27 protein-coding genes are annotated in these 23,940 nt (G+C 32.6%); 8 read left to right on the forward strand and 19 right to left on the reverse strand.

What is annotated here, in order from left to right; translation table 11 throughout:
• The 4 genes from J2Z42_RS14575 to J2Z42_RS13330 all read right to left on the reverse strand — a co-directional run.
• On the reverse strand, positions 1-85 hold an 85-nt coding region (locus J2Z42_RS14575; protein WP_245331583.1), incomplete at its 3' end, for an NAD(P)H-dependent oxidoreductase.
• Positions 86-217: 132 nt separating this feature from the next.
• Positions 218-1,117, reverse strand: a complete 900-nt coding sequence (locus J2Z42_RS13320) for a radical SAM protein (protein WP_209703263.1) — start codon at positions 1,115-1,117, stop codon at positions 218-220.
• A 93-nt stretch (positions 1,118-1,210) separates the two neighbouring features.
• Positions 1,211-2,425, reverse strand: a complete 1,215-nt coding sequence (locus J2Z42_RS13325) for an MFS transporter (protein ID WP_245331630.1) — start codon at positions 2,423-2,425, stop codon at positions 1,211-1,213.
• Between the two features lie 210 nt (positions 2,426-2,635).
• The gene (locus J2Z42_RS13330) at positions 2,636-2,983 is read right to left on the reverse strand and encodes a winged helix-turn-helix transcriptional regulator (RefSeq protein WP_209703264.1); all 348 of its coding nucleotides are present in this window, start codon (positions 2,981-2,983) and stop codon (positions 2,636-2,638) included.
• Between the two features lie 226 nt (positions 2,984-3,209).
• Here J2Z42_RS13330 and J2Z42_RS13335 point away from each other — a divergent pair, with 226 nt between their 5' ends.
• Entirely contained in the window at positions 3,210-4,103 is an 894-nt protein-coding gene (locus J2Z42_RS13335; RefSeq protein ID WP_209703265.1) for a patatin-like phospholipase family protein, read from the forward strand.
• A gap of 158 nt (positions 4,104-4,261) precedes the next feature.
• A complete protein-coding gene (locus J2Z42_RS13340; RefSeq protein WP_209703266.1) occupies positions 4,262-5,059 on the forward strand; it encodes an SDR family NAD(P)-dependent oxidoreductase in 798 nt (265 codons plus the stop codon).
• Positions 5,060-5,135: 76 nt separating this feature from the next.
• On the opposite strand, the gene J2Z42_RS13345 is transcribed toward J2Z42_RS13340, so the two are convergent.
• The 11 genes from J2Z42_RS13345 to J2Z42_RS13395 all read right to left on the reverse strand — a co-directional run bounded on the left by J2Z42_RS13345 (position 5,136) and on the right by J2Z42_RS13395 (position 15,864).
• Entirely contained in the window at positions 5,136-6,173 is a 1,038-nt protein-coding gene (locus J2Z42_RS13345) for a PocR ligand-binding domain-containing protein (protein WP_209703267.1), read from the reverse strand.
• Between the two features lie 79 nt (positions 6,174-6,252).
• On the reverse strand, positions 6,253-8,187 hold the full coding sequence (locus J2Z42_RS13350; protein ID WP_209703268.1) for an NAD(P)/FAD-dependent oxidoreductase: 1,935 nt from the start codon (positions 8,185-8,187) through the stop codon (positions 6,253-6,255).
• 298 nt (positions 8,188-8,485) lie between these two features.
• On the reverse strand, positions 8,486-8,962 hold the full coding sequence (locus J2Z42_RS13355) for an acyl-CoA thioesterase (RefSeq protein WP_209703269.1): 477 nt from the start codon (positions 8,960-8,962) through the stop codon (positions 8,486-8,488).
• A 247-nt stretch (positions 8,963-9,209) separates the two neighbouring features.
• On the reverse strand, positions 9,210-10,229 hold the full coding sequence (locus J2Z42_RS13360) for a recombinase family protein (protein WP_209703270.1): 1,020 nt from the start codon (positions 10,227-10,229) through the stop codon (positions 9,210-9,212).
• 331 nt (positions 10,230-10,560) lie between these two features.
• Entirely contained in the window at positions 10,561-10,848 is a 288-nt protein-coding gene (locus tag J2Z42_RS13365) for a putative quinol monooxygenase (RefSeq protein ID WP_209703271.1), read from the reverse strand.
• Between the two features lie 41 nt (positions 10,849-10,889).
• Entirely contained in the window at positions 10,890-11,519 is a 630-nt protein-coding gene (locus tag J2Z42_RS13370) for a flavodoxin family protein (protein WP_209703272.1), read from the reverse strand.
• A gap of 55 nt (positions 11,520-11,574) precedes the next feature.
• Positions 11,575-12,567 (reverse strand): NADH:flavin oxidoreductase, encoded by a 993-nt coding sequence (locus J2Z42_RS13375; RefSeq protein ID WP_209703273.1) that lies wholly within the window; start codon positions 12,565-12,567, stop codon positions 11,575-11,577.
• A 113-nt stretch (positions 12,568-12,680) separates the two neighbouring features.
• The gene (locus tag J2Z42_RS13380; RefSeq protein ID WP_209703274.1) at positions 12,681-13,181 is read right to left on the reverse strand and encodes a nitroreductase family protein; all 501 of its coding nucleotides are present in this window, start codon (positions 13,179-13,181) and stop codon (positions 12,681-12,683) included.
• A gap of 122 nt (positions 13,182-13,303) precedes the next feature.
• Positions 13,304-13,969 carry a type 1 glutamine amidotransferase domain-containing protein gene (locus J2Z42_RS13385; protein ID WP_209703275.1) on the reverse strand — a complete coding sequence of 222 codons (666 nt, stop codon included), beginning with the start codon at positions 13,967-13,969 and terminating at the stop codon, positions 13,304-13,306.
• A gap of 23 nt (positions 13,970-13,992) precedes the next feature.
• Positions 13,993-14,808 (reverse strand): aldo/keto reductase, encoded by an 816-nt coding sequence (locus J2Z42_RS13390; RefSeq protein ID WP_245331631.1) that lies wholly within the window; start codon positions 14,806-14,808, stop codon positions 13,993-13,995.
• 153 nt (positions 14,809-14,961) lie between these two features.
• A complete protein-coding gene (locus tag J2Z42_RS13395; RefSeq protein WP_209703276.1) occupies positions 14,962-15,864 on the reverse strand; it encodes a radical SAM protein in 903 nt (300 codons plus the stop codon).
• Positions 15,865-15,996: 132 nt separating this feature from the next.
• On the opposite strand from J2Z42_RS13395, the gene J2Z42_RS13400 reads away from it, so the two are divergent.
• Positions 15,997-16,353, forward strand: a complete 357-nt coding sequence (locus tag J2Z42_RS13400; RefSeq protein ID WP_209703277.1) for a winged helix-turn-helix transcriptional regulator — start codon at positions 15,997-15,999, stop codon at positions 16,351-16,353.
• 177 nt (positions 16,354-16,530) lie between these two features.
• On the opposite strand, the gene J2Z42_RS13405 is transcribed toward J2Z42_RS13400, so the two are convergent.
• Positions 16,531-16,974 (reverse strand): C-GCAxxG-C-C family protein, encoded by a 444-nt coding sequence (locus tag J2Z42_RS13405; RefSeq protein WP_209703278.1) that lies wholly within the window; start codon positions 16,972-16,974, stop codon positions 16,531-16,533.
• 424 nt (positions 16,975-17,398) lie between these two features.
• On the opposite strand from J2Z42_RS13405, the gene J2Z42_RS13410 reads away from it, so the two are divergent.
• The 4 genes from J2Z42_RS13410 to J2Z42_RS13420 all read left to right on the forward strand — a co-directional run bounded on the left by J2Z42_RS13410 (position 17,399) and on the right by J2Z42_RS13420 (position 19,487).
• Positions 17,399-17,800, forward strand: coding sequence for an SDR family NAD(P)-dependent oxidoreductase (locus tag J2Z42_RS13410; RefSeq protein WP_342590035.1), 402 nt, complete (start codon positions 17,399-17,401; stop codon positions 17,798-17,800).
• Positions 17,781-17,903, forward strand: coding sequence for an SDR family oxidoreductase (locus J2Z42_RS14795; RefSeq protein WP_342590036.1), 123 nt, complete (start codon positions 17,781-17,783; stop codon positions 17,901-17,903). The genes J2Z42_RS13410 and J2Z42_RS14795 overlap by 20 nt, the downstream gene beginning before the upstream one ends.
• 143 nt (positions 17,904-18,046) lie before the next feature.
• A complete protein-coding gene (locus J2Z42_RS13415; protein WP_209703279.1) occupies positions 18,047-18,457 on the forward strand; it encodes a MerR family transcriptional regulator in 411 nt (136 codons plus the stop codon).
• 265 nt (positions 18,458-18,722) lie between these two features.
• Positions 18,723-19,487, forward strand: coding sequence for a transposase (locus J2Z42_RS13420; protein WP_209703280.1), 765 nt, complete (start codon positions 18,723-18,725; stop codon positions 19,485-19,487).
• 20 nt (positions 19,488-19,507) lie between these two features.
• On the opposite strand, the gene J2Z42_RS13425 is transcribed toward J2Z42_RS13420, so the two are convergent.
• Genes J2Z42_RS13425 through istA (J2Z42_RS13435) form a run of 3 tightly spaced genes read right to left on the reverse strand, consistent with a single transcriptional unit; the run spans position 19,508 to position 22,227 of the window.
• Positions 19,508-19,948: a hypothetical protein gene (locus tag J2Z42_RS13425; protein ID WP_209703281.1), complete on the reverse strand. Its 441-nt coding sequence runs from the start codon at positions 19,946-19,948 to the stop codon at positions 19,508-19,510.
• A gap of 15 nt (positions 19,949-19,963) precedes the next feature.
• Positions 19,964-20,719, reverse strand: coding sequence for an IS21-like element helper ATPase IstB (gene istB, locus J2Z42_RS13430; protein ID WP_209703282.1), 756 nt, complete (start codon positions 20,717-20,719; stop codon positions 19,964-19,966).
• Positions 20,716-22,227, reverse strand: coding sequence for an IS21 family transposase (gene istA / locus J2Z42_RS13435; RefSeq protein WP_342590037.1), 1,512 nt, complete (start codon positions 22,225-22,227; stop codon positions 20,716-20,718). The genes istB and istA (J2Z42_RS13435) overlap by 4 nt, the downstream gene beginning before the upstream one ends.
• A gap of 172 nt (positions 22,228-22,399) precedes the next feature.
• Here istA (J2Z42_RS13435) and istA (J2Z42_RS13440) point away from each other — a divergent pair, with 172 nt between their 5' ends.
• Positions 22,400-23,938, forward strand: a complete 1,539-nt coding sequence (gene istA, locus J2Z42_RS13440) for an IS21 family transposase (protein ID WP_209703283.1) — start codon at positions 22,400-22,402, stop codon at positions 23,936-23,938.
• The last annotated feature ends 2 nt before the right edge of the window (positions 23,939-23,940 follow it).

The raw sequence follows: 23,940 nt of genomic DNA on the forward strand, positions 1-23,940 counted from the left end.
TTTCAAGTTCATTTGCAACTATTTTTATAGCATGATAAGTGTTTCCTTCTTTATTTGGACTTCCGTTAAACGCTACAACTTTCATTTATTATACCTACCTTCTAATTATATTTTCTACAAGCATATCTATGGGTAAATTCATCATATTTTTGGATTCTAGAAATACTTATTGTACAAAGTGTAGAGTAGATAATTCAGTCTACTCTATCCTTTAATATTATCTAAGTATTGAAATAGAACCTTCCGCACCTTTTTTTAGGTGAGCGTCCAAGTATTCTACTCTTATTGAGTTTAAACCATCTTTTAGTGTTGCAATCATTTCATTTTTCTTTTCTGGTAACAGACCTTGGACTGGTATTACATTAGATGTATGAAGCCCGAAGAAATACGTATTATCTAAGTTAAGTCCACTTAGCATCTCAATTTCCTCTTCAATATTTTGACGTAAGGTATTTTCTTTAAAAAGTCCATTATTTACTTCTTCATCAATTTGGCTACCAGGATCAACATGTAAAGTAGCAATAAATATAAGTTTAGGTTTAATTTCATTTAGCAAGTTACTATTGGCAATTGCATTTTCATGTATTTTTTCACTACCAGCTCCACCTATTATAATATTTACACTAAAATCTATACCGGCTTTTGTCAAACGCTTTAACTGTATTTTTGCTTCATCAACAGTAAACCCCTTATTAAAGTGTTCAACTACCTCAGGCATTCCAGATTCCAAGCCTATATTTAGGTCATTAATCTTTAAAGTTCTTAATTCTTTAAGCTCATCATCTGTTTTATTTATAATGTTTTTAACAGAGGAATACATAGCTATAGTTTCCACTTCCGGTAGAATTTTATTTATTTTTTTTGCAATTAATTTAAGTCTATCAGCACTTAAAGCAAATGCATCAGCGTTTACTAAAAATATACGCTTAACTTTAGGATAATTTTTTCTAGCTTCTAATAAATCTTTTTCAATTTGTTCCATAGTTTCGATCTCAAAAGGAACATCCTTATACATGGTACAGAAACTACATTTATTATGACTACACCCTACAGTAACCTGCAGTAGTAATGAGCTTGCTTCAAACGGCGGACGATAAACTGGTCCAGTATATTTCATTTTCATCTCTCCTCGTATAAATATCTCTTAATTATAAGTTTAATACAACACAAATATTTAAGGTAGTACGCACTTTAAAGTAAGTTTTAGAAATCACAACTTTATTTTTTTATCTAAAGAACGGCTATATAGTGTGAGTAATACTGCCCCAATAACCATTATGCTTCCAATCCAAGGTGTATGGATTAACCCTAAAGAATTAACTACTAAACCACCTATAAAGGCACCAAGGGCAATCCCCAAGTTAAACGCTGCTATATTAATTGCAGAAGCAACATTTACTGCAGAAGGTACATATTTTTCAGCTAATTCAACTACGTATACTTGAAGTCCAGGGACATTCATAAATGCAAACAGTCCCATTACAATTACTGTAATTGTACCTAGAACTTTATATGGTGCAGTAAAGAATAAAGTAAATAGAACTACAGCTTGAACTATAAACATCCATAATAAGGCTTTAAGAGGGTCTTTGTTAGCTGCTTTTCCTCCAATGGTATTACCTATAGCAATAGCTACACCATATAGTAGCAGAATAATGCTTACACTTTGTGATGAATATCCAGTTATTTTTTCAAGAATTGGACCTAAGAAAGTAAAGGTCACAAAAGTTCCTCCATAGCCAAGTGCTGTAATAGCAAAAGCTAATAGTAATCTGTTATTTGTAATAATCTTCACCTGTTCTTTAATAGAAACTGGAGAAGCAGCTTTTAAATTATTAGGAAGTAAAATTGATGTAAATACAAGTGATATAACCCCTAAAGCTGCCACCCCCCAAAAGGTTGCTCTCCAGCCCAATAATTGGCCTATATAAGTTCCCATTGGAACACCAGTAATTGTAGCCACGGTTAAACCAGTAAATATTGTAGCAATTGCACTAGCACGTTTATCTTCTGGTACGAGATCAGCCGCAATAGTAGATGCAATTGAGAAAAAAACACCATGGGAGAATGCTGTAAATATACGTGCTATTAGTAATAAACTAAAACTAGTAGATATTGCAGCAATAGTATTTCCTATTATAAACACAATCATTAAAGATATTAAAAGACTTTTCCTTGACATACGATTTGTTACAGCAGTTAGTATTGGAGCTCCAAATGCAACTCCTAAAGCATAACCTGACACCAAAAGGCCAGCAAAAGTAATAGAAACATTCATATCTTTTGCGACAGATGACAGTAAACCAACAATAACAAACTCTGTAGTACCAATACCGAATGCACTTATTGCTAAAGCAAACAGTGCAAGACTTCCTCTTTTTTTATTTTCTTTTTCAAATTTATTGATTAATATATTTCTTTCCAAATTGAATCCTCCTCCATTAAGTTTATAAATAATTTTAACTTGTTAGTAAATGGGGCCCCTATTAATTTCTCTTGTCATAAGCTATTATCATATAGATTTATACTTATGAAAAGTACGCACTTTATTGTAAGGTAGGTTACTTAAAAGTACTAATTATTAATTAGTAACATTTGAGGCGATAAAAAAAAGAATGCATTTTGCATTCTCAAATCAATCTAGATTATTAAGTTGTTCATAATGTCCATAATGTTTTTTTGACCACTCTTCAATAATCTTTATTGCAGGAACTAACTCTTTTCCTTTATCAGTAAGATTATATTCAACTCTTGGTGGTACTTCAGGGTAAATAACTTTATTAATTAGGCCTTCTTCCTCCAATTCACGCAACTGCTCATTTAATACCTTTTGACTTACACCACAAGTAATTCTTTGTAATTCTAAAAATCTTTTAGGTTCATCATTTATATGGCATAGTATTACAGCTTTCCATTTACCTCTGATAATTTCAAATCCAAGGTCTAGAAGACATACATATTTTTTATCGTTATAGTTTATCAATAGCGTTCACCTACCCGATATATTAATTTTCAATACAAAGATATTATACAACAAATTCGATGTTCTTAAAACTATTATTATTATAGATAGAAATTTAATAACTTACTTTAATGTAAGTTATCTTACATTAAAGTGCCTACTTGTTAGGTGAGGATTTCTAAAATATAATTTGTTACATAGTAAACATAATAAGTTTTAAGAATCATTAAGGAATATGGTGAATTTTATGCATGAGATTGGATTGGTTCTGGAAGGCGGAGGCATGAGAGGAGTATATACTGCAGGGGTATTGGATTTTTTTATGGAAAAAAATTTATACTTTCCTTACGTAATTGGTGTTTCTGCCGGGGCTTGCAATGCGGCTTCTTATATATCAAAGCAAATTGGTAGGAATAAAACTGTGCTTATTGATTATGTAAAACATCCTGATTTTGGAGGACTAAAAACATTAATTAATGAAAAAAGCTTATTTGGTATGAAGCTTATATTTGAAGATATTCCAATTAAATATGAACCTTTTAGTTTCCATTGCTTTTTTAAAAATAAACAAAAATTTATAATTACAGCTACAGATGTAGAAAAAGCACAACCCTATTATATAGATAAACATGAAATAATGAAAAATTATTCATTTGAGAATAGAAATGATAAAATCTTGCAAGCAATTAAAGCATCTAGCAGTTTGCCATTTATTTCACCATCTGTAGAATTTAATGGCATTAGACTTTTAGACGGAGGAATATGTGATCCTATACCTATAAAAAAATCTGAAAATGATGGAATGTTAAGAAATGTAATAATACTTACAAGAGATAAATTTTATAGAAAAAAACCCTTTAAATATGCTGGAGTAACTAGAAAAATTTATAATCAAAAATTTAGTTATGCATTAAGCAATAGACATAAAAAATATAATGATACCTTAGATTATATAGAGCAGCTGCAAGTAGATAAAAAGGCATTTATTATAAGACCAAGTAAGCCGTTAAATATTGATCGATTTGAAAGAAATCAATCCAAGTTAGAAAAAGCTTATAACATCGGATACGAGGATGCCCTATATATGTATAGAGATTTATTAAAGTGGATGGAAACAGAAAAACAGGTAACTAACTATTAATTTAATGCAAAGTACGCACTTTTAGGTAAGGTATCTTACCTAAAAGTGCGTACTTGTTTTTTAAAAAAGTTAGTTATAATATTAACAATATAATGAAAAGAGCGCTCATTTTTATTACAACAAAATGCTATAAAATAAATATATATGGAGGTTTTGTTATGGATATGGGATTGCTAAATAAAAAAGTATTGATAACAGGTTCTACATCTGGAGTAGGAAAAGGCATTGCAGAGGCATTTATTAAAGAAGGTGCAAGGGTTGTTGTTACAAGCTACTTAGAAAAAGAAGTTATTGATACGGTAAAGGAATTTAAGGATAAATACACAGAGGCTTTAGTTGAAGGGGTTGTAGGAGATTTATCAAAATTAGAAGATGCAAATAAATTGTATGATGAAGTAACTAAAGATGGACCTATAGACATATTAGTTAATAATTTAGGCATTTATCCCGTTAAACCTTTTGAACAAATTACCGATGAAGAGTGGTATCATATTTTCAATATTAACGTTATGTCTATAGTAAGATTATGTAGAAGAGCATTACCAGATATGCTAAAGATTAATTCAGGTAAAATAATAAATATATCAAGTGAAGCAGGATTGAGACCAAACGGAGATTTGATACATTACTCAACTACTAAATCAGCAATATTAGGCTTATCAAGAGGTCTAGCTGAAACTACAAAGGGTTCAAAGGTAACAGTAAACAGCGTATTGCCTGTAACTACGTGGACAGAAGGTATAGCTAAATATTTTGAAGAGCTTGCAAAGAAAAATGGAAATAGTGTAGAACAAGAAAAAATTAATTATTTCCAAAATGGTAATGATAGAGATTCTTTGTTACAAAGATTTCTAACTACAGAAGAGGTTGCAAAAACAGTATTATTTGCTGCTACTAATGATGGAATAAATGGTAATTCTATATTAATTGATGCAGGGGTTATAAAACATATTTAATAGTATTATTAATGAAATAATAAAAAACTGTATGTACTCACAACATACAGTTTTTTAAATGAAAAAGTAAAGTTTATTACTGATCTATTTTATGCAAATCTTCAGCAATGTTCATTACTTCTACAAGATTAGCAGTAACTTCTTGAATAGAAGCAGCTTGTTTTTCTGTTAACTGAAGGGTGGTATTTGATAAGCTTTCAGTACTATAAACAGAAGTTTTAATAGATGAAGTTGCAACTGCTATATTTTCTACAGTTTCTTTAGACTTTTGTGAAAGTTTTCTTATCTCATTTGCTACAACACTAAAGCCTGCACCGGCTGCGCCAGACCTAGCGGCTTCTATTGCAGCATTCAAGCCAAGTATGTTGGTTTGATTGGATATTTCCTTTATAAACCCAGATATATTGTCTATTTTTTCAGTTAGTTTACTAACATTCTGAATTTCAGAGCTTAGAGTAATTTGATTTTGAGAAACCTCCATGGAAAAAGAAGCTAATTCCTGCAAAATTGAAGATGAATGAGAAACAGTTTCTTTTAAGGTTTCAAACATTTTTTTGAATATGAACTGTTTTGTACCTACTTCTACTAAAGTATTTATAACAACAAACAAAATATCAGCAGCTATTTTTATTTTATCTTCATCTACTACGTTAACATTACTTGCTGAGTTTAAAGCTGCATCAATGTTAGTTACATTTATTTCTCGGAGCATGTTTTTTATTGAGTCTTCATTAAGTTTCTCAGAAGAAACCTGTCCGCCATAAATCCCCCCTAAATGCTTACCGGAAATTATTATAGGTACAGAAAAGTCTATTAAGCCAGCATGGCATTTATATATGGATACAGAACCTGTCTCTATGGATTCTTTTACACCTGCAATATCACAATTTTTGCAACGATTATTTCCTTCTTCAGATGTACGAATAAATCTCTGACAAAATTCCGTAGGGTTACTAACTTGTGTAACTGGAGAACCTAAAGTGTCAAGGGTTATACAAGATATACCGAAGCTCTTCGCAAAATCATCTTGGAATTTTTGAAATGTTCGTATATCTATTACATCTTTAAGTTCTATATCATTTATCCATGCCTTAGAAAAGTTGAAAGTTTCCAAAACACATCTCTCTCCTTATATTTTATAAAATTAATGGGACATTTTAAATTCATGTCCCATTTTATTATACTCTGTTTATTTAAATATTCAGTGCAGCTTCATATCCCTCTTTTACAGATATTATCCCATCTGCTACTCCAGTAATATCTCCAGCTTTAGTATATGAATATTTTCCTTTTATAATCTCCTCAAGAGCTATATTAGGTCTTGAACCAATAGCTAATATTATTTGATCAATAAATAGTTCCTCAGAAACTCCATTCTTGCTGAAAACTATACTGTTTTCTCTGATTTCTTCAAGTTTAGTTCCAAGTCTTATAGCTACCTTGTTGTGCTCTAAGCTCTTCATCATAAATGCTTTAGGTATTCCTGCCATCTCTTCTAGATGAGTTTCTTTCATCTCTATTACAGTTACCGAAGAGCTATGAACAGCTAAATGTTCAGCAGTTTCCATACCAACCAGTCCTCCACCAATAATAGCTACATTTCTACCTGGCATAACTTTACCTGATAAAACTTCATTTGCTTGAACTACATTTTTATTTGTTTCTATTCCCTTAAAGGGAATGGTAATTGGATTAGCTCCTGCAGAAAGAATTATATGATCAGGATTAAAAGTATTTATAACTTCCTCTGTAACCTCTGTATTTAAATGAACTTTAACGTTATGTTTATCTAACTGTCCTTTTAAATATACTACAAAGGAATTAAATACTTCTTTTCCTGGAGGAATAGCTGCTAATAACCATTGACCACCTAATCTATCGGATTTTTCGAATATTTCAACCTGATGCCCTTTGATAGCTGCCACAACTCCAGCTTGCATTCCAGCTAATCCCCCACCTATAACCATAACTTTTTTAGGATTAGCTACTTTCTCTAAATTGTATTCTCCCTCACGTCCAGTTCTTGGATTTACTAAACATGAAACCGGCTTTTGAACTCCTATATATCCTTGGCATCCTTGATCACATGCTATACAAGGAATAATATCTTCTAGTCTTCCTTCCATAACTTTATTAGGGAATTCAGGATCAGCTATAGAAGCTCTTCCTATGGCTACAAAATCTGATTTTCCCTGTTTTAATATAGATTCAGCTACAAATGGAGTATTGATCTTATTAACTGCAATTACAGGTATAGTAACAACAGATTTAATTTCCTTAGCTAAATCTGAAAAGAGAGCTGTAGGAGCTTGATACGGTGCTGAAGGAAGATAACCTGTTTTATAAACTGCTCCAGATACATGTATAGCTTTGATTCCTGCATCTTCAAGAATAGGAGCTATAATTTTTGAATCTTCAATAGTGAGTCCGCCCTCTACAAATTCATCGGCACTAATTCTATAAGTAATTACAAAATCATTTCCAACTTTTTCGTAAGCTTTCTTTATTATATTTAAAGGAAATCTCAAACGGTTCATTAGATTTCCGCCATAGATATCAGTTCTTTTATTTGAAAAAGGTGATACAAATTGATTAATTAGATACCCGTGAGCACCATGAAGTTCAATTCCATCATACCCTGCTTTTTGTGCTCTTACTATTGAAGCTACAAATTTATCTTCTAGTTCTATTACTTCTTCTAAAGTTAATTCATGAGGAATTTCAAAGATTGCTGGGTCATGTACTGGGGATGGAGCTACGGGTTGCATCCCTATTATAGATTCACTAGCTTCACGTCCCGCATGGTATATTTGAACAAAAATTTTAGTTCCATAAGCTTGAATTCTACTTGTGAATTCCTTGTGCTTCTCTATTTGAGAATCATGCCAAAGGCCAGGAAGTTTTGTAAATCCTGCTCCACGAGGTTCTACTGCATTATCCTCAGCTATTATAAGACCGAATCCTCCCTTAGCTTTTTCTTCATAATATCTTATATATCTTTCTGTAAGATTGCCCTCTTCATCTGCATATTCACTTAGCATAGGGGGAACCACCAGACGGTTTTTGATTTCTAAATTTCCTATTTTACCCGGTTTAAACATATTTTCAAACATTTCTTTTTTAAACATATTTTTCTCTACTCCTCATCTTTATTATATTTTTCACCAACTCAAACTGCTTAGAACTTTGTTAAATTAAACGAATTTGTATTTCAAAGTATACCCATTTGAAAAGCATAGAACAAGTACGCACTTTTTTGTAAGATAACTTACCAAAAGGTTTGGAATACTGAAACTACTAAGATTAACAAATATAACTTTTATATAATTTTTTTAATCTACGCTGTTCTATTTTATTATTACCTACTTTTTCATTCTTTATCTATATAATAATCCCTAATACCTTTCAGCTGCATCAGTTTATTTATTATGTGCTGTGGATTTTATTGATAAATTTTCTTTTTTCATATCGCTGTTTCCCTTTTTCAAATTCTATTTTTTCTCTTTCATCTCTTAATTCTAACTGTGGTACAACTTTTGGTTTATTATTTTCATCAACTGCTACCATGGTAAAGTATGCTGAGAGAGCATTATCACATATTTTTCTGTTTTGTATATCATCTATTTCTATGGTAATATAGACTTCCATAGAGCTTTTACCAGTAAATACAACAGTTCCTTTACATTTTACTACCGTACCTATTAAAACTGGTTTATGAAACATAATTTCATCAATTCTTGCAGTAACCACATTACTACCTGCATGCTTCATTGCAACTGCATAAGCAACTGAATCCATAAGTTTTAGGATTTCTCCACCGAATACATTCCCTGCTACATTAGAATGACTTGGAAGCATTACTTGACTAATTATTAATTCAGATTCTCCTGATGATTTTTTCATTTATTAACCTCCGTAGTTAAACTTAATTCTTTTAGTGGAATAATTGACTCAATTTTATTTACTTAATCATTCACTTTAGTTGAAGTATATATTATTCCAACGGAAAGAAAAAGAGTCCACTTTTTTGTTAGTTATCTAACCCCTAGGTAAGAATTGCTGCATCTAGAGGGTTTATAATATATTTTTAAATATGAAAAATAGCCAGTCAAAGTGATATACTCACTCTAACTGGCTCCACTAAAATCCTTTATTCAATTACAACTTCTATCTCCGTTCCATCAAGCAAAGTTACAATAATTTTCTCCTCTTCAAACACAGTGATCTTTTCAATAATCCTAAAAAATAAATCCATATCAAACTCTTCTATTGGTTCTGCATTTTCTATAATTCTCACAAACTGCTTTGCCTTATATCTTTGAAGCAAGTTATCACTTTTTAAATGTTCCTTCCACTTCTCCATAAAATAATTCTTATTTTCAATCATTGCATTAAAGGTATTTATAAAAGCTTGGTATAAAACTTTATCATCTATATGCTTATTCTCGCAACTCTTCTCACCTTTTACAGTGTACTTCTTGTTACATCTCCAAATAATTCTTCTAAGTCTTTCATTGTTGGAGTTCCATACCTTTCTCCCAAAGGTACTGCCACAGTGTCCACAAATAACTCTTCCAGCAAAAGGATTATCGACTGTGGCATAATCTAATTTGCTAATGTTATATTTTTCTGCAAAGGCTCTTCTTCTCTCCATTTCAAGCTGTACTGCCTCCCACATTTCTTTATCTATTATGGCAGGATGGCTTTCTTCTACATAGTATTGAGGAACCTCACCATTATTCTCTACCCTTTTCTTTGTAAGGAAATCCACCGTGTATGTCTTTTGAAGCAGGGCGTCTCCTTTATATTTTTCATTGCTGAGCATTTTTCTTATGCTGCTTTCGTACCACTTTGATTTATCATTCCAATTAGGAACTCCTTCAACTTCAAGTTCCCTTGCAATCCTATTTGGGCCTTTTCCATCAAGGTAATCTGCGTAAATTCTTCTTACAATCTTGGCTTGTTTTTCATTTATTATAAGGTTACCTTCTTCATCTTTATCATAACCTAAAAATTTATTATGGTTTACCACCACTTTTCCTTGTTCAAATTTTCTTCTTATACCCCAAGTGGAATTTTCGCTGATGCTCCTTGACTCGTCTTGGCCGGAGTTTGGCCAACTGATGTCAGATGGCCGATTTTTTATTTTACGTTTGTGGAAACAGGTCATCCACCTTTTCAACGTTTTAAAGGTATATGGGAACATATCAACGGTTTTACTGTTTGTGGGAACATATCGAAGCTTTTTCATGTCATAATTGGGCTCGATAGGATAATTTCTTTTGCAGCCTTAATTTCTTTGATCATTCCTATATAAATGGGCTTCACTGACGGCTTCAACATCAAGATTAAATTTTTGAAAAGAATTGCTATGGTTACACCAACTTTGGTCACTTCCGAAAAAGTATAATTCATACTCGAAATATAAAAAAGTGAGGAAGTATACATTCCCTCACTTCTTAGTTTTTATTTTGGGGCTTACTCCATTATTTACATAGATGTTAAATTAATTTATTGTAAATATTCAAATCTGTTTCTTTTAACATGTATTTTTTTACTTTGGGTACAATTCTCACAAAATGTTCCGCCTTAAAATGGTCCTCTAAAGCCTTTTTGTTTTCCCATTCTTCAATCATTGTAAGAACTGAAGGATTATTCTCATCCTGATACAATTCATACTTAATGCATCCTTTTTCTTTCCTTGTAAGTTCAACCAATTCTTTGTATAGTTCAATAATTTCATTAAGTTTGTCTTGTTGTGCAAAATTTCTAGCAACTACTTTTATCATATGAATCCCACCTTTTTATATTTTAATTATTATCTTACATACTATCTAACAAAGTTCGTAAATATTTTATTTTCTCTTTCAGGTTCTATTACAGTTTCTTTGCCCTTCTCAAACAGCTTCATAAGCCATGCCATGTTTTTTCCAAGCACTCTCATTATTTGTGTTCCTTCTTCATCTTCCAGAGCTTCGCCCGGTGTTGTTCCGTGAACTACATTCCAGTAATTTGTACTTGGTATAAGCATTTCTGCATAGTTAATAAAGTTGTTAAGCTGATTGAAAGTAGCCACTCCGCCAGATCGTCTCACAGCAACTACTGCTGCCCCTACCTTATGTCTTAAAATCCCAGTATTTGCAACATAAAACGCTCTGTCTAAAAAGGATTTCATAGTTCCTGCAATGCCGGAGTAGAATACTGGCGAACCTAATATTATACCGTCTGCTTCTTTCATTTTTTGTATCCATTCATTTACTTCATCAGTGTCAATTATACATCTCTCATTTTTATTTCTTTCACAGGCATTGCAGGCAAGGCATCCTCTTATCGCCTTATTTCCCACATGGACGATCTCAACTTCTATTCCTTCTTTTTCAAGCTCCTCTGCAACCATTTTTATTGCATGATAAGTATTCCCTTCTTTCTTAGGGCTTCCATTAAAGGCAACAACCTTCATCTATTTTTCCTCCAATAAAATTTTATTCTCATATTCCTTCTTATGTTTTCAACTTTCATTTAATTGATTCAAGAGCTTTACTAGCCCAGGAAGAATCATTATATATAGCCCTTCCTACTCCTATAAGATCTGCTTTTTCTGAAGCAAGTAGCCGTTCAGCAGTCTCAGCTTCAGTTATTCCGCCAGTTAATATCACGGGAATTGACACAACTTCTTTAATAGCCTCTGTAATATCAGAAAAGTATCCTTGTCCCGAAAGACCTGGAACTATATAGCCACAAAAGCCTCCGGATATATCAAGTATATCTACTCCCGCCTTTTCGAATTCTACTGCTGCTCTTTTGCTGTCTTCTATTGTGATTCCACCCTCAATATAGTCACAGGCACCTAATCTGAGCAGAATAGGAAAGTCTTCGCCTACAACTTCTCTTACCGCTTTAATAATGTCCAGATGTATTTTTATTCTACCTAACAAATCACCGCCATATTCATCCCGTCTCGTATTAGTAAGAGGAGAATAAAACTGATTTAAAAGGTATCCATGCGCAGAGTGAATTTCCACTCCATCAAAACCAGCTTGTTTTACACGCTTTGCTGCATCCTTAAAGTTTTCAATTATTCTGTTTATATCCTCTTTGGTCAGTTCACTTGGAACCAGCCCTCTACGAGGATTTACAACAGGTGAAGGACCTACCGTTTCATATCCTGTAACAGCTTTGCTTGTTGCACTTCCAGCATGGTTAATTTGCATAACTGCTTTACAGCCATTCTTATGAATAACATCAGCCAGTTTTTTAAGTCCTCCAATTACGCTGTCATCTGCAACAGAAAGTTGTCTGTCGCTAGCTTTACCCTGTTGCGTTATAAAGCTGTGCTCAATAAAAATTAGTGATATATATCCACCATGGGATTTTTCATCATAGTAATCTAGAAGCGCTTTGCTAATACCTCCGTTTTCTTCTGATTTCGAAGTTGCCATAGGAGGAAAAACAAGCCTATTCCTTAAAGTCAATTTGCACTGATCCAGAGGTTTTAATAAATATGACATTTCATCACCTACAATCCTCTCTTATTTATCCGAACTATAAAAATCCTCCCTACAAAAACACGTTTGATTCTTAAGCAACAAATATAAAGAGGATTTCTATAAATTTTATTTAATTACCATCTATCGTAATGGATTCTTTCCTTATTGAATCTATTTGCCGCTTCTCTTTTCTCATCTGGATATCCAATAGGTATTATTGATAAAGGAATAACAGTTTCTGGCAGGTTTAAAAGCTTTTTTAGGGCCTCCACTCTGTCCTCCAAAGGATAAACTCCAAGCCATACAGATCCTAATCCCTTATCTTCAGCTGCTAATAATATATTTTCTGTAGCCGCTGAACAGTCCTGTACCCAAAAACCTTTAAATACTTCTTTGGCTTCATCTCCACAAACTACAATCGCTACATCTGTATTTAATAACATACTTGAGTAAGGATGAAACTCAGTTATTTTTTTCATAATTTCCTTATCTCTTAAAACTACAAAATCCCAAGGTTGTTCATTTCCAGCAGAAGGCGCTTGCATCCCTGCCCTTAAAAGTCCCTCTACAATTTCATCACTTATTTTTATGTCCTTGTACTTTCTTATACTTTTTCTGTTTAATATTGCGTTCATTTCAATTTCTCCCTTATATATTATTTGTTATTCAAGGCATATTTGCCTTACTATTATTAGCTCAAAGTCTTGTTATTCTTCAAACAATGCCTTTACAAAACACTTCAAAAACCAACTGTGTATTATGATTTTAAATGTTTTATTACTTTCTTCGCCACACTTATTGTAGATTGGGGGTTTTGACCTGTAATCAGATTATCTGTTACCTGAACATTATCTACCCAGTTAGATGCTGTAACTACATTTGCCCCAAGGTCACGAAACTTTGTTTCCAATAAAAATGGCATAAAGCGATCTAATGTTGTTTCTCTTTCCTCTGCATTCGTAAATACAGCTACAGTTTTACCCTTGACTAAGGGTGTACCATCCGACAAAGTAACTCCTACCAGCCCAGCTGGTCCATGGCATACAGCCGCTACTACTTTATTATTTTCATATGCTGTACGAATCAATTCGCCAAGTTTTTTATTATTTGGTAGGTCAAACATTGTTCCATGTCCACCAGGTAAGAAAACTGCATCAAATTCTGTTGCATCTTCAATACTACCGAGCCTCAAAGTATTTTCCAGATATTGAGCTGTATCAAGAATCTCCTTCAATACCTCTCCCTCTAAGCTTCTATCATCGATAGGCGCTTTCCCACCAAGTGGACTGGCTACTGTTATTTCATATCCTTGTTTTGCAAATTCAACATAGGCCTCACCGAATTCAGAAAGCCAAATACCAGTTTTATGGTCCTCCTTCATTTTATCAGCCGTTGTTACTACTATTAAAATGTGCTTACTCATATTAATCATCTCCTATAGAATTATTAGAAATTTATTTTGTCCGGGTCTGGTCCAATTCTTTCCCCTGTATTTAACATTGATATTTTTTGCATATCTTCTTCAGTTAATTCAAAATCAAAGATATCTGCATTGCTTTTTATTCTCTCTGGAGTTATTGATTTTGGTATTGTTACAACTCCCTGCTGTATATCCCATCTTAATACTATTTGAGCCGCTGTCTTGTTATACTTTTCAGAAAGCTCCTTAAATAGCCCGAACTTGTTTAGTTGTCCTTGCATCAATGGTCCCCAGGCTACAACTTGAATATTATTTTCTTTGCAGAATTTTAATAGTTCTGGCTGTGCAAGCTGTGGGTGGAATTCTACTTGATTAACCATAGGCTTTATTTCAGCATTTTTCATTAAATCTATTAAATGATGTTCTTTAAAGTTCGAAACACCTATTGCTCTAACTCTTCCATCTTTATATAGCTTTTCAAGGGCCCTCCATGTTTCTTTATTCAGTTCCTTTGGCCAATGAATTAAATATAGATCCAAGTAATCTGTTGCAAGTTTCTTTAATGATAATTCAAAGGCATTTAATGTATTTTGATAGCCTTGATCTGTATTCCATACCTTGCTGGTTATAAAAATTTCTTCCCTTGGTACACCACTTTCCTTTATTCCTTGTCCAACACTTTCTTCATTATCATAAATTGAAGCCGCATCTATATGCCTATATCCTATTTCTAGTGCAGTTCTGACTGCATCAATAGTTTGTTTTCCATCCTGAACCCTAAATGTTCCAAAGCCTAATTTAGGAATTTTAACTCCATTACTTAGCTCACTATATATATTCAATATATTTACATTCCTTTCTCGTATCAATTTGATTTATACTGTTATTATAAAAATAAAGTTTATTAAAAACAAGTACGTACTATTTGGTGCTATAGTTACTATAAAGATACCTATATCGTTTTAACCGCTAAAGTAATCTTAATTACTACACATTCAGTTCCTTGATATAGATATTGCCCCTTCGATTCCTCTTTCAATATGACTATCCAAATGCTCTTGTTTTATTGACTTTAATCCATTTTTAAGAATATTAATCATTTCCTCTTTATCTTGAGAAAGTACACCATAAACCGGTATCACATTGGATGTATGCAAACCAAATAAAATGGTATCCTCTAGTTCTAATCCTTGAATCAATTCAATCTCTTCTTCAATATTTTGTCGCAATGTATTTTCTTTAAATGCCCCATTATTCAATTCTGCTTCAAGCTTGCTGCCTGGATCAATATGCAATGTTGCTATAAAAATCAGTTTAGGTTTAACCTCATTCAGTAATAAACTGCTTGCAGCCGCATGCTTACTGCTTCTATCTTTTCCCCCTGCTCCAATTATAATATTTATGCTAAAATCAATACCTGCCTTTGTTAATCGCTTTAATTGTGTTTTTGTCTCATCAACAGTAAAGCCTTTGTTTAAATGATTGATAACTTCTGGCAGTCCTGATTCTATTCCTATATTTAATTCATTAATCTTTAAGGCTCTTAATTCCTTCAGTTCTTCATCTGTTTTTCCCTTGATGTTATTTACGGAAGCATACATTGCTATAGTTTCAACTTCTGGCAGAATATCATTTATTCTTTTTGCAATTGCTTTAAGTTTATCCGCACTTAATACAAATGCGTCAGCGTTTACTAAAAATATACGTTTTACCTTAGAATAAGCTTTTCTTGCCTCTAATAGATCCTTTTCTATTTGTTCCATTGTTTCCACCTGAAAAGTAACATCCTTATACATTGTACAAAAACTGCAATTGTTGTGACTGCATCCCACCGTTACTTGTAATAATAAGGAGTTTGCTTCAAATGGCGGTCTATAAACTGGTCCTGTATATTTCATATTGCATTTCCTCCTATGATTGATTTTTTCCCTTGACTATGATATGATTTTAAACAATAAGTTTTAATATAACAAGTACGCACTATAAAGTATTATAGTAACCAAATTGATACTATTGAAAGGAGTATGAATATGGCTTCAAGCTGCAGCATGTTGGAATTTAAAAATAAAAATTACACATGTACATTTGAAATTACAATAGATTTAATAGGAGGAAAATGGAAGCCTCTTATCATCTGGCATTTGGGAACTAAGGGAACACAACGATTTAATGAAATTAAAAAACTTCTCCCTAACATAACTCAAAAAATGCTGACCCAGCAATTAAGAGAACTTGAGTCAGATGACTTAATTAGTCGGAAGGTATATGCCGAAGTCCCTCCAAAGGTGGAATACTCATTAACTGATCTCGGTGAGAGTTTAATGCCTATCCTAAAAACGATGTGTGATTGGGGAGATGATTATTATACACACAATTCCAATACTTAATTAAAATGTGACCGCGTATAATTTGTAGCAATAACAAATCACCCGCAACTCTGATACAAGAGCTGCGGGCGATTTGTTATTGCTTAATTATTCGTCAATTTGTAATCACTACGGTAAACATGTTGGACATAAGTGAGGTCAGCACATGAATCCACAGCAAGGTAACCTTCTAATGCATTAATAATTTTCTCTATTCTCTACTGTTTCAATATTAAAGTTTGATTCCAAAAGTTGCTCAATAATTTTAGCCGCATCTCTAACTTTCTCCCCGCATTGTAAAGCCTTTGGAGTATTTCCCTGTAATATTTCTTTACAATTAATGGACCCATATTCTTTTATGAATAAATCTGCTGACCTACGAATTTCTTTATAGTTATCCAACTTGCTCTTTCCCTTTTCCAACAATCCATCACTATTAAAATAACTCAATACTGCGAACATTGCTGTTACTGCTCCACATGTTCCTTGCATCATACCCATCCCTCCGCCAAACCCCTCTGACAGACGAAATGCAGTCACTTCATCTATCCCCAAGAGTTCATTGTAAGAACATAATATTGCCTGAGAACAATTATACCCTTTTTCATATAATTCTACTGAATTTTCTATTCTATTTTTCATCCCATCTTCCTCCTATATTTTAAAATCCATAGATTTAACTCTAAGCTTCATATTGAGTTTAAGCTCCAATACCTGAACATTATTCTTTATGAAAATCATTTTAAATCTTAGTGTTAACTCTAAGTCAACTCTTTTTTTTGCAAATAAAAATAAACTGGCCCTTGATTCACTCAAATATTTATTATTTTATGTTTTTACTTAACTTCCTTAAACACTATTTTACAAATTTAGTTAATATAAGTAATCTACATAATAATTTCGTATCCAATAGACTAAAATATAAATGTATTTATAATATGTCTGAAAGAAATTTATAAGGCACACACACTTTTAAAACTTAAGCAAAAATTTTACAAATTTTTAAAGAACTATTGACTTAGAGTTAACTCTAACAGATATAATATTTTTGCTGGGAGGTGTATTAATGAATTTTAATGATAAAGTTTGTGTAATAACCGGTGGAGCTAACGGCATTGGACGTTGTATAGTAGAGAGTTTTCTTAATTCTGGAGCTAAAGTTGCTGTAATAGATACTGATTTAGACTCAGAACAAATGATTATGTCTCAGTATTCAAATGACAGACTATATATTTTCCACGGAGATATTACTGAGGAACATGTGTTAAATAATTTTGCAAACCAAGTGATTCAGCAATTTAAAAAAATCGACTATCTTATAAATAATGCTTGTATCAGCAAAAAAGGTATCCTATCAGGATGTGGATTTGATGATTTTAACTATGTGCTAAAACTTGGTATTACTGCATCCAGTAGGACGCATAGGCAATCCATCAGATATTGCAAAAATGGTACTTTTTCTTTGTAGCAATGATGCTGGATTTATTACTGGAGAAAACATCACTATCGATGGAGGAATGACAAAGCAGATGATTTATAATGGTGACTTAGGATGGCAATATAAGGTATGAGAATCAGAACCAAACTACCATATTTGAAGAAATTTGTTTAATTAAAGTTAATACAATTTACGTTGTTTTCACATTTTTTTATCATCTACTTTATGAAAAATATTAATGAACTACATTATTAATTAAAGAAAGGATTAATTTTTATGGGCTATAACATTGCACAGGCTGCAGAACGTATTGGAGTAACTACGTATACTCTAAGATATTATGACAAAGAAGGTTTACTACCTTTTGTAGAGCGTAATGCTCAAGGTAATCGTGATTTTAAAGAGAGTGACTTTGAATGGTTGGAAGTCATCACTTGTTTAAAAAGTAGTGGAATGCCAATTAAAAAAATAAAGGATTTCATTGATTGGTGTGTTCAAGGAGATGACACCCTTGAAAAACGGCTAAATGTTTTTTTAGAACATAAAAAAGTAGTTGAAGCAAAATTAATAGAACTACAAAAATATATGGATAAAATCAATTATAAAATTAGGTATTATGAAACAGCTATTGAAGCAGGAACAGAGGCAATTCACAAAGGAAAATCCTGTTCTCCGATAATAGATTAAAAAATATTTTTGAAGCTACTTTAAAAATATTTTTAAAAAATTTCAATTTAGCTATTGACTTATACTTTGCTCTAAGTAATACCATAATTTCGTAGTCTGCAGACTAAATAAAAAATAAAAAGAGAGGTATTTGATTTCAAGTGTTGCATTAAAGAAATAATTTAATATTGACACTAAATAATTGGCAATAATTTAATAATGAAAAAGAAAACCTCCTTGTGTTTAAATGGAAGTAACCAGCAACCATTCACAAGGAGGTTTTTTAATGTTCCCTAATAAAAATAATAAATTAATTTTTCATAAATTAATAGCGGAAATTGGAGGAAGTTTTCTTGATAAAACTATAAAAAAATATGATGGGGATTATAGAAGTCAGCATTTTCATACGAAATCTCATATAAATTCTATGCTTTATCTTAATATAAGAGGTTGTAAAAGCTTAAGGGAAGCTAAGGGTGAAATTTCATCAAATAAGAAACTTAGGAGTCTCATTAATGTACCAAGCATATCTCAATTCTCAAGGAAAAATGCTACAAGAGACTATAGAATTTTTGAGGATATATACTATCATTTAGTTAGTAAGGCCAAAAGAAGGTTTGGAGCCGTTAGGCTAATGAAGGACATCCCTCCTGTAAAAATCATTGATTCAACTGTTATCTTAACTGCTTTAAAACTTGCACCCCATTTTCAAATGGATAGCGGCCGAGCTGGAATAAAGATAAGCACGCTATTTAATGGAGAATTTCCAGAGAAAATTAATATAGTCAAGGGTGCAGTAAATGATAGAAAATGTATTGACGGCTTCTTGGAGGATAAGCACAGCATCTATGTATTTGATAGAGGATATTATAATTACAAATGGTATGATGAGCTTAGTAATGAGGGTATAAGATTTGTTACTAGAGGTACAAAAAATGCTATAGTTATGGAAGAATGCATGATATCTTCTAAACCATATGAAAATATATATGATACTGAGGTAATCTTAGGCTGTAGATTGTCAAGGAAAATTGACCCCCATTCACGGTGAATTTTGACCCCCCTTGCAATCTAAATTACAACTAAATTATAACCATCATTTTTTATTGTTTTAGAATTTATTATCATATTTTTGCTGCCATGATCAATAGTTACATACTTACTCAATTCAATTAATCTGTCCTTAATAAGCTCATTTACAAGCTTATCAAAACTCGAATTGGAACTAAGCCCCGTTAGGGGCTCTATGTGCTTTAAAGGCTTAATTTCACTTCTACAGCTATCAAGCTCATCTATACTCATGAATTTTGCTTCAATAATATTTTTATCTTTATTTTCATATTTCCTTAAATTCCTATTGAAGTAGTAGCTGCTTTCCTTACTTATTTTTCTTTGTATAAATTCAAAACTTTTACCATACTTCTCTTTAGCCAATATTTTTGCTGAATTCTTACCTTCTTCATTAAATACACTAACAAATTCATGGAAGTCAATTACTGGATTTTCCCTCAACTTCAATCCTCCTCATTAAATTTTACCATTTACTCTGAAACTATCACCTGTTATACTAATAACGTGAGAATGATGCAGAAGCCTATCTAGTACTGCAGCTGCTGCAAGTTCACTAGTGAATATCTCATCCCAACGTTTAAATGGTAAATTTGTAGTTACAATGAGAGATTTTTTTTCGTATCTTTGGCGGATTAATTGAAAAAAAATACTCTCTTTTTCTTTGTCCATCTTTAAGTATCCTATATCGTCTATTATCAATAGGTCTACTTTTGATATCTTTTTAAACTTTTGCTTTAACATTCCTGCCTTAACGGCATCTGATAAATCATCCATTAGTTCAATAGCATTAGCAAAAAGAACTGTTTTCTCTTGTTCACATGCCTTCATTCCAAGTGACACTGAAAGATGACTTTTTCCAACGCCCGGAGGGCCTAAAAACACTATATTTTCATGTCTATCCATAAACCCAAGAGTGGCAAGGTCATTTATTTTACCTTGGTTAATACTTTTAGGGAAGCTAAAATCAAAATTTTCAATAGTTTTATAGCCATCAAAACCGGCGTTCTTAATATTTCTTAACATTAATCTTTCGTGTTTTCCTTGTTCTTCTAGTTTCAATAGTTTATGCAGGAACTCCCTGTAACCCATTTTTTCTTCAATGGCTACTTGTACTATTTCATCATAGTTGTCATGTATATCAGGAAGCTTAAATTGCTTTAAAAGTCTTTCTATTTCTGCATCAATAGCATTGTTTCTATTTTTTACGTTCAATTTTGACCCCCTTTATCGTCGTAATAAGAAAGGTTTCTTACTAAGCTTTCTTCATTTTTAGTCTGATATATAGCTTTATTACGTTGGTTTAACGCTAATTCAGTTTTTTCGCACTCAATTATGAGTTCAAGGTATTTGTTCTTTATCACTGATTTCATGTCTTCAATTTTGAATATATTAGAATCAATACAATGTTTAAGTATAATATCAAGATCCTTAACTTCATAAAGTTCTTTTAGTTTTAAAAACTCTCTTGCATGAAAATGAACCTGTTTTGTTACTCTAGATGCTAGGTCGTAGAATTTACTTCCATTTTCAAATGTTTTTTCAAATACTCTTCTTATTTCTGGAATCGAGGAGGGTACTTTAACTGCAATATCTTTGTAATCCTCTATATCTTCATATTTTTTCCTCTTCCCATCCAGAAGTTTATAAGTCTTTATTAATTTAATATCCATGTCATATATCTCAAGAATATAGCCATAAACAATTCTTATTTTAACGTGCCTGTCCACATATCTAACAGGAACGCTATAACGATTTGTTTCCACCATAACAAAAGAATCAGTACTTACAGTTCTCTTTTCAAGCTCTGCATCCATAACAAGTTTTTTCTTTAAAGGTATTAGAACATTCTTTTCATCATTGTACATTTCATTAGGAACTCTTCGAGTTGTACCATGAATTTTATTATTCCATCCATGCATAAACTTTTTTAATTCTGTATTCAAATTTTTCATGTCATCAAAGCTATTTCCTTTTATGAATTGCTGCTCTATGTATTGAAATGGTTTTTCTATTTTTCCTTTTGTCCTAGGCCTTAGTGGTAAACAGGCGTTAGGTTCTGTTCCTAGATGAGTAAATAGCTTTAAAGCACTTTCATTAAATTCTACTTCTTCATCTTTTTTATGGCTTATTACTAATGCTTTAGGATTATCAATAAGAAGTTCTTTTGTTACTCCACCTAACTCCGAAAACAAGTCCTGTATGGCTTCATATATTGCAGATCCATTTACTGATTTTGAACATATAGCAGCCTTTTTTCTTGAATATGATAAGATCATTGAAAAGCAATAAATTTTTATTATCTTCCCTCCAATAGGTATCTCATATTCTCCCCAATCGAATTGGGCCTGATCTCCTGGCGGAGTTTCATATCTTATAGTAGCTCGTCTACTTATTAAAATTTTTTCTTCCTCTAAAGTTTTAAGATACCTATAAATTGGATTCATTGTTCCTGTATACCCCAATTTGCACAATTCATTGTAAATCCTTGTACCATTGAAGTCATATTGTTTTTCTAGATACCATACACGTATTTGATCCTTATACTCATCAATCTTTGAGGCACTTAAAGTCCTTAAATATTTAGGCTCATCTTCTTGTTTTATAAGTTTTTTAACTGTATTCTTTGACATTGCTAATTCCCTAGCTATCTGTTTTATTGGCACCCCCTTATTATGCATATTTTTGACCGTGTACCAATCTCTCAAATTTTTCACCTTCACTTTTTGCCTCCCTCATGTGTCCTAAATTTTCAACACATAAAGGTGTGAATGGTATAATAAATTACAGTGATTTTGGCAGATAGAAATCCAATGATTATGGCGGATAATAATCCAGTTTTTCATCAATAAACCGATGAATGAGTGATATAATCCATTCGGAGGTGAAAAAGGGATGAAGGATTGGAAGATGTATATGGAAATTCAAAAACTAAAAGCATTAGGTTTCAAAAAGACATCTACGTCAAGGAAACTCGGAATTGATTTCAGAACTGTTAAAAAATATTGGGACATATCTGCACAGGAATTTGAGCTACAGAAAGAAACTGCCAATGTCAGGGTAAAGAAAGCCGACGATTTCAGAGATGACATGATTAATTGGTTAACTCAATATCCGGACATGACATCAGCTCAGATATATGACTGGCTGGTAGAAAAATATGGCAATGGTATCAGTTTCGCAGAAAGGACACTTAGAGATTATATAGCGGAGCTACGCCTCACAGAGAATATACCTAAAGTAGCCGGTTACCGTCAATATGAAGCTGTGGTTGATCCCCCCATGGGATACCAAGCTCAAGTGGATATGGGGCAGATTTGGCTGAAGAATGTAAAAGGTATACGTGTATGTGTCTATTGTTTTGCAATGGTTTTATCTCATTCACGGTATAAGTTTGTATATTGGACGGACAAGCCGTTTACAACAGCATCCTTTATTGAAGCACACGAGAAGGCTTTCGCCTTTTTCGGTGGAAGAACGCAGGAAATTGTGTATGATCAGGATAAAGTGCTTGCTGTTAGTGAGAACCAAGGGGATATCATATATACTGAAGGTTTTGAAAATTATCGAAGTATCCTAAAGTTTAAGATTTATCTTTGTAGAGGAAATGATCCTGAATCTAAAGGCCGTATAGAGGCTGTAGTTAAATATGCAAAGTACAACTTTGCAGACCACCGTATTTTTAAGAATATAGATACCCTAAATGAGGAATGTATTGCCTGGCTGAATCGAAGAGCAAATGCTAAGGAACATGACATAACAAAAAAGATACCTGCGGAAGTATTCTCCCTCGAAAAGGAATACCTGCAACCGGTACCTGAATTTAGAACTATTATATCTGGTAAAAGTATAACCTATCTTGTTAGAAAAGACAATACGGTAATGTACCATTCCAATCGCTACCGCGTCCCCAAAGGTACCTATCGACCAGGATTGCAAGTGAAAATGTTAATAGAGGGTGTTTCTCTAACTATTGTTGATAATGAAACAGGAGAAATATATGCTAGACATACCATTTCATCTGAAAAAGGAAGATTGATTCCACTATCTCATGAGGATAGAGAATTGAACCATAAGCTTATTGAACTGTATGAGAGAGCACTGACATTCTTTAAAGATGAGCAAACGGCAGTAACATTCCTAACAGAAATTAAAAAGAAAAAGCAAAGATATTTCCGTGATCAGCTTGTTGTTATCATCAGAACCTGTGAAGATAACGAATCAGGGAACATCAGCAAAGCACTTTCTTACTGTCAGCAGCATAATCTCTATTCTGCCGGTGATTTCAAGGAAGCCGCACAGTATTATGACGAACTGAATAAAATGTCAGACAGGCCCTCTCCGTTGCCTAAGCCAACAATACCTGATAAATACAAGATGATACAGACTAAGGTAAGAGATATCAGTGAATATAAGAAAGCAATGGAGGGTTAAGA

It is taken from the genome of Clostridium algifaecis (genome assembly GCF_017874415.1).
Classification (GTDB): Bacteria; Bacillota; Clostridia; order Clostridiales; family Clostridiaceae; genus Clostridium_B; species Clostridium_B algifaecis.

Bases quoted from the DNA above. Each gene is read 5' to 3' on its own strand.
- J2Z42_RS13335 (WP_209703265.1), top strand. From the start codon at position 3,210: ATGCATGAGATTGGATTGGTTCTGGAAGGCGGAGGCATGAGAGGAGTA.
- J2Z42_RS13410 (WP_342590035.1), top strand. From the start codon at position 17,399: ATGAATTTTAATGATAAAGTTTGTGTAATAACCGGTGGAGCTAACGGC.
- istA (WP_209703283.1), top strand. From the start codon at position 22,400: ATGAAGGATTGGAAGATGTATATGGAAATTCAAAAACTAAAAGCATTA.
- J2Z42_RS13380 (WP_209703274.1), bottom strand. From the start codon at position 13,181: ATGAACGCAATATTAAACAGAAAAAGTATAAGAAAGTACAAGGACATA.
- J2Z42_RS13350 (WP_209703268.1), bottom strand. From the start codon at position 8,187: ATGTTTAAAAAAGAAATGTTTGAAAATATGTTTAAACCGGGTAAAATA.
- J2Z42_RS13355 (WP_209703269.1), bottom strand. From the start codon at position 8,962: ATGAAAAAATCATCAGGAGAATCTGAATTAATAATTAGTCAAGTAATG.
- J2Z42_RS13395 (WP_209703276.1), bottom strand. From the start codon at position 15,864: ATGAAATATACAGGACCAGTTTATAGACCGCCATTTGAAGCAAACTCC.
- J2Z42_RS14795 (WP_342590036.1), top strand. From the start codon at position 17,781: ATGGTACTTTTTCTTTGTAGCAATGATGCTGGATTTATTACTGGAGAA.
- J2Z42_RS13400 (WP_209703277.1), top strand. From the start codon at position 15,997: ATGGCTTCAAGCTGCAGCATGTTGGAATTTAAAAATAAAAATTACACA.
- J2Z42_RS13320 (WP_209703263.1), bottom strand. From the start codon at position 1,117: ATGAAATATACTGGACCAGTTTATCGTCCGCCGTTTGAAGCAAGCTCA.
- J2Z42_RS13370 (WP_209703272.1), bottom strand. From the start codon at position 11,519: ATGAAGGTTGTTGCCTTTAATGGAAGCCCTAAGAAAGAAGGGAATACT.
- J2Z42_RS13360 (WP_209703270.1), bottom strand. From the start codon at position 10,229: ATGACCTGTTTCCACAAACGTAAAATAAAAAATCGGCCATCTGACATC.
- J2Z42_RS13420 (WP_209703280.1), top strand. From the start codon at position 18,723: ATGTTCCCTAATAAAAATAATAAATTAATTTTTCATAAATTAATAGCG.
- J2Z42_RS13340 (WP_209703266.1), top strand. From the start codon at position 4,262: ATGGATATGGGATTGCTAAATAAAAAAGTATTGATAACAGGTTCTACA.
- J2Z42_RS13385 (WP_209703275.1), bottom strand. From the start codon at position 13,969: ATGAGTAAGCACATTTTAATAGTAGTAACAACGGCTGATAAAATGAAG.
- J2Z42_RS13365 (WP_209703271.1), bottom strand. From the start codon at position 10,848: ATGATAAAAGTAGTTGCTAGAAATTTTGCACAACAAGACAAACTTAAT.
- J2Z42_RS13375 (WP_209703273.1), bottom strand. From the start codon at position 12,567: ATGTCATATTTATTAAAACCTCTGGATCAGTGCAAATTGACTTTAAGG.
- J2Z42_RS13415 (WP_209703279.1), top strand. From the start codon at position 18,047: ATGGGCTATAACATTGCACAGGCTGCAGAACGTATTGGAGTAACTACG.
- J2Z42_RS13405 (WP_209703278.1), bottom strand. From the start codon at position 16,974: ATGAAAAATAGAATAGAAAATTCAGTAGAATTATATGAAAAAGGGTAT.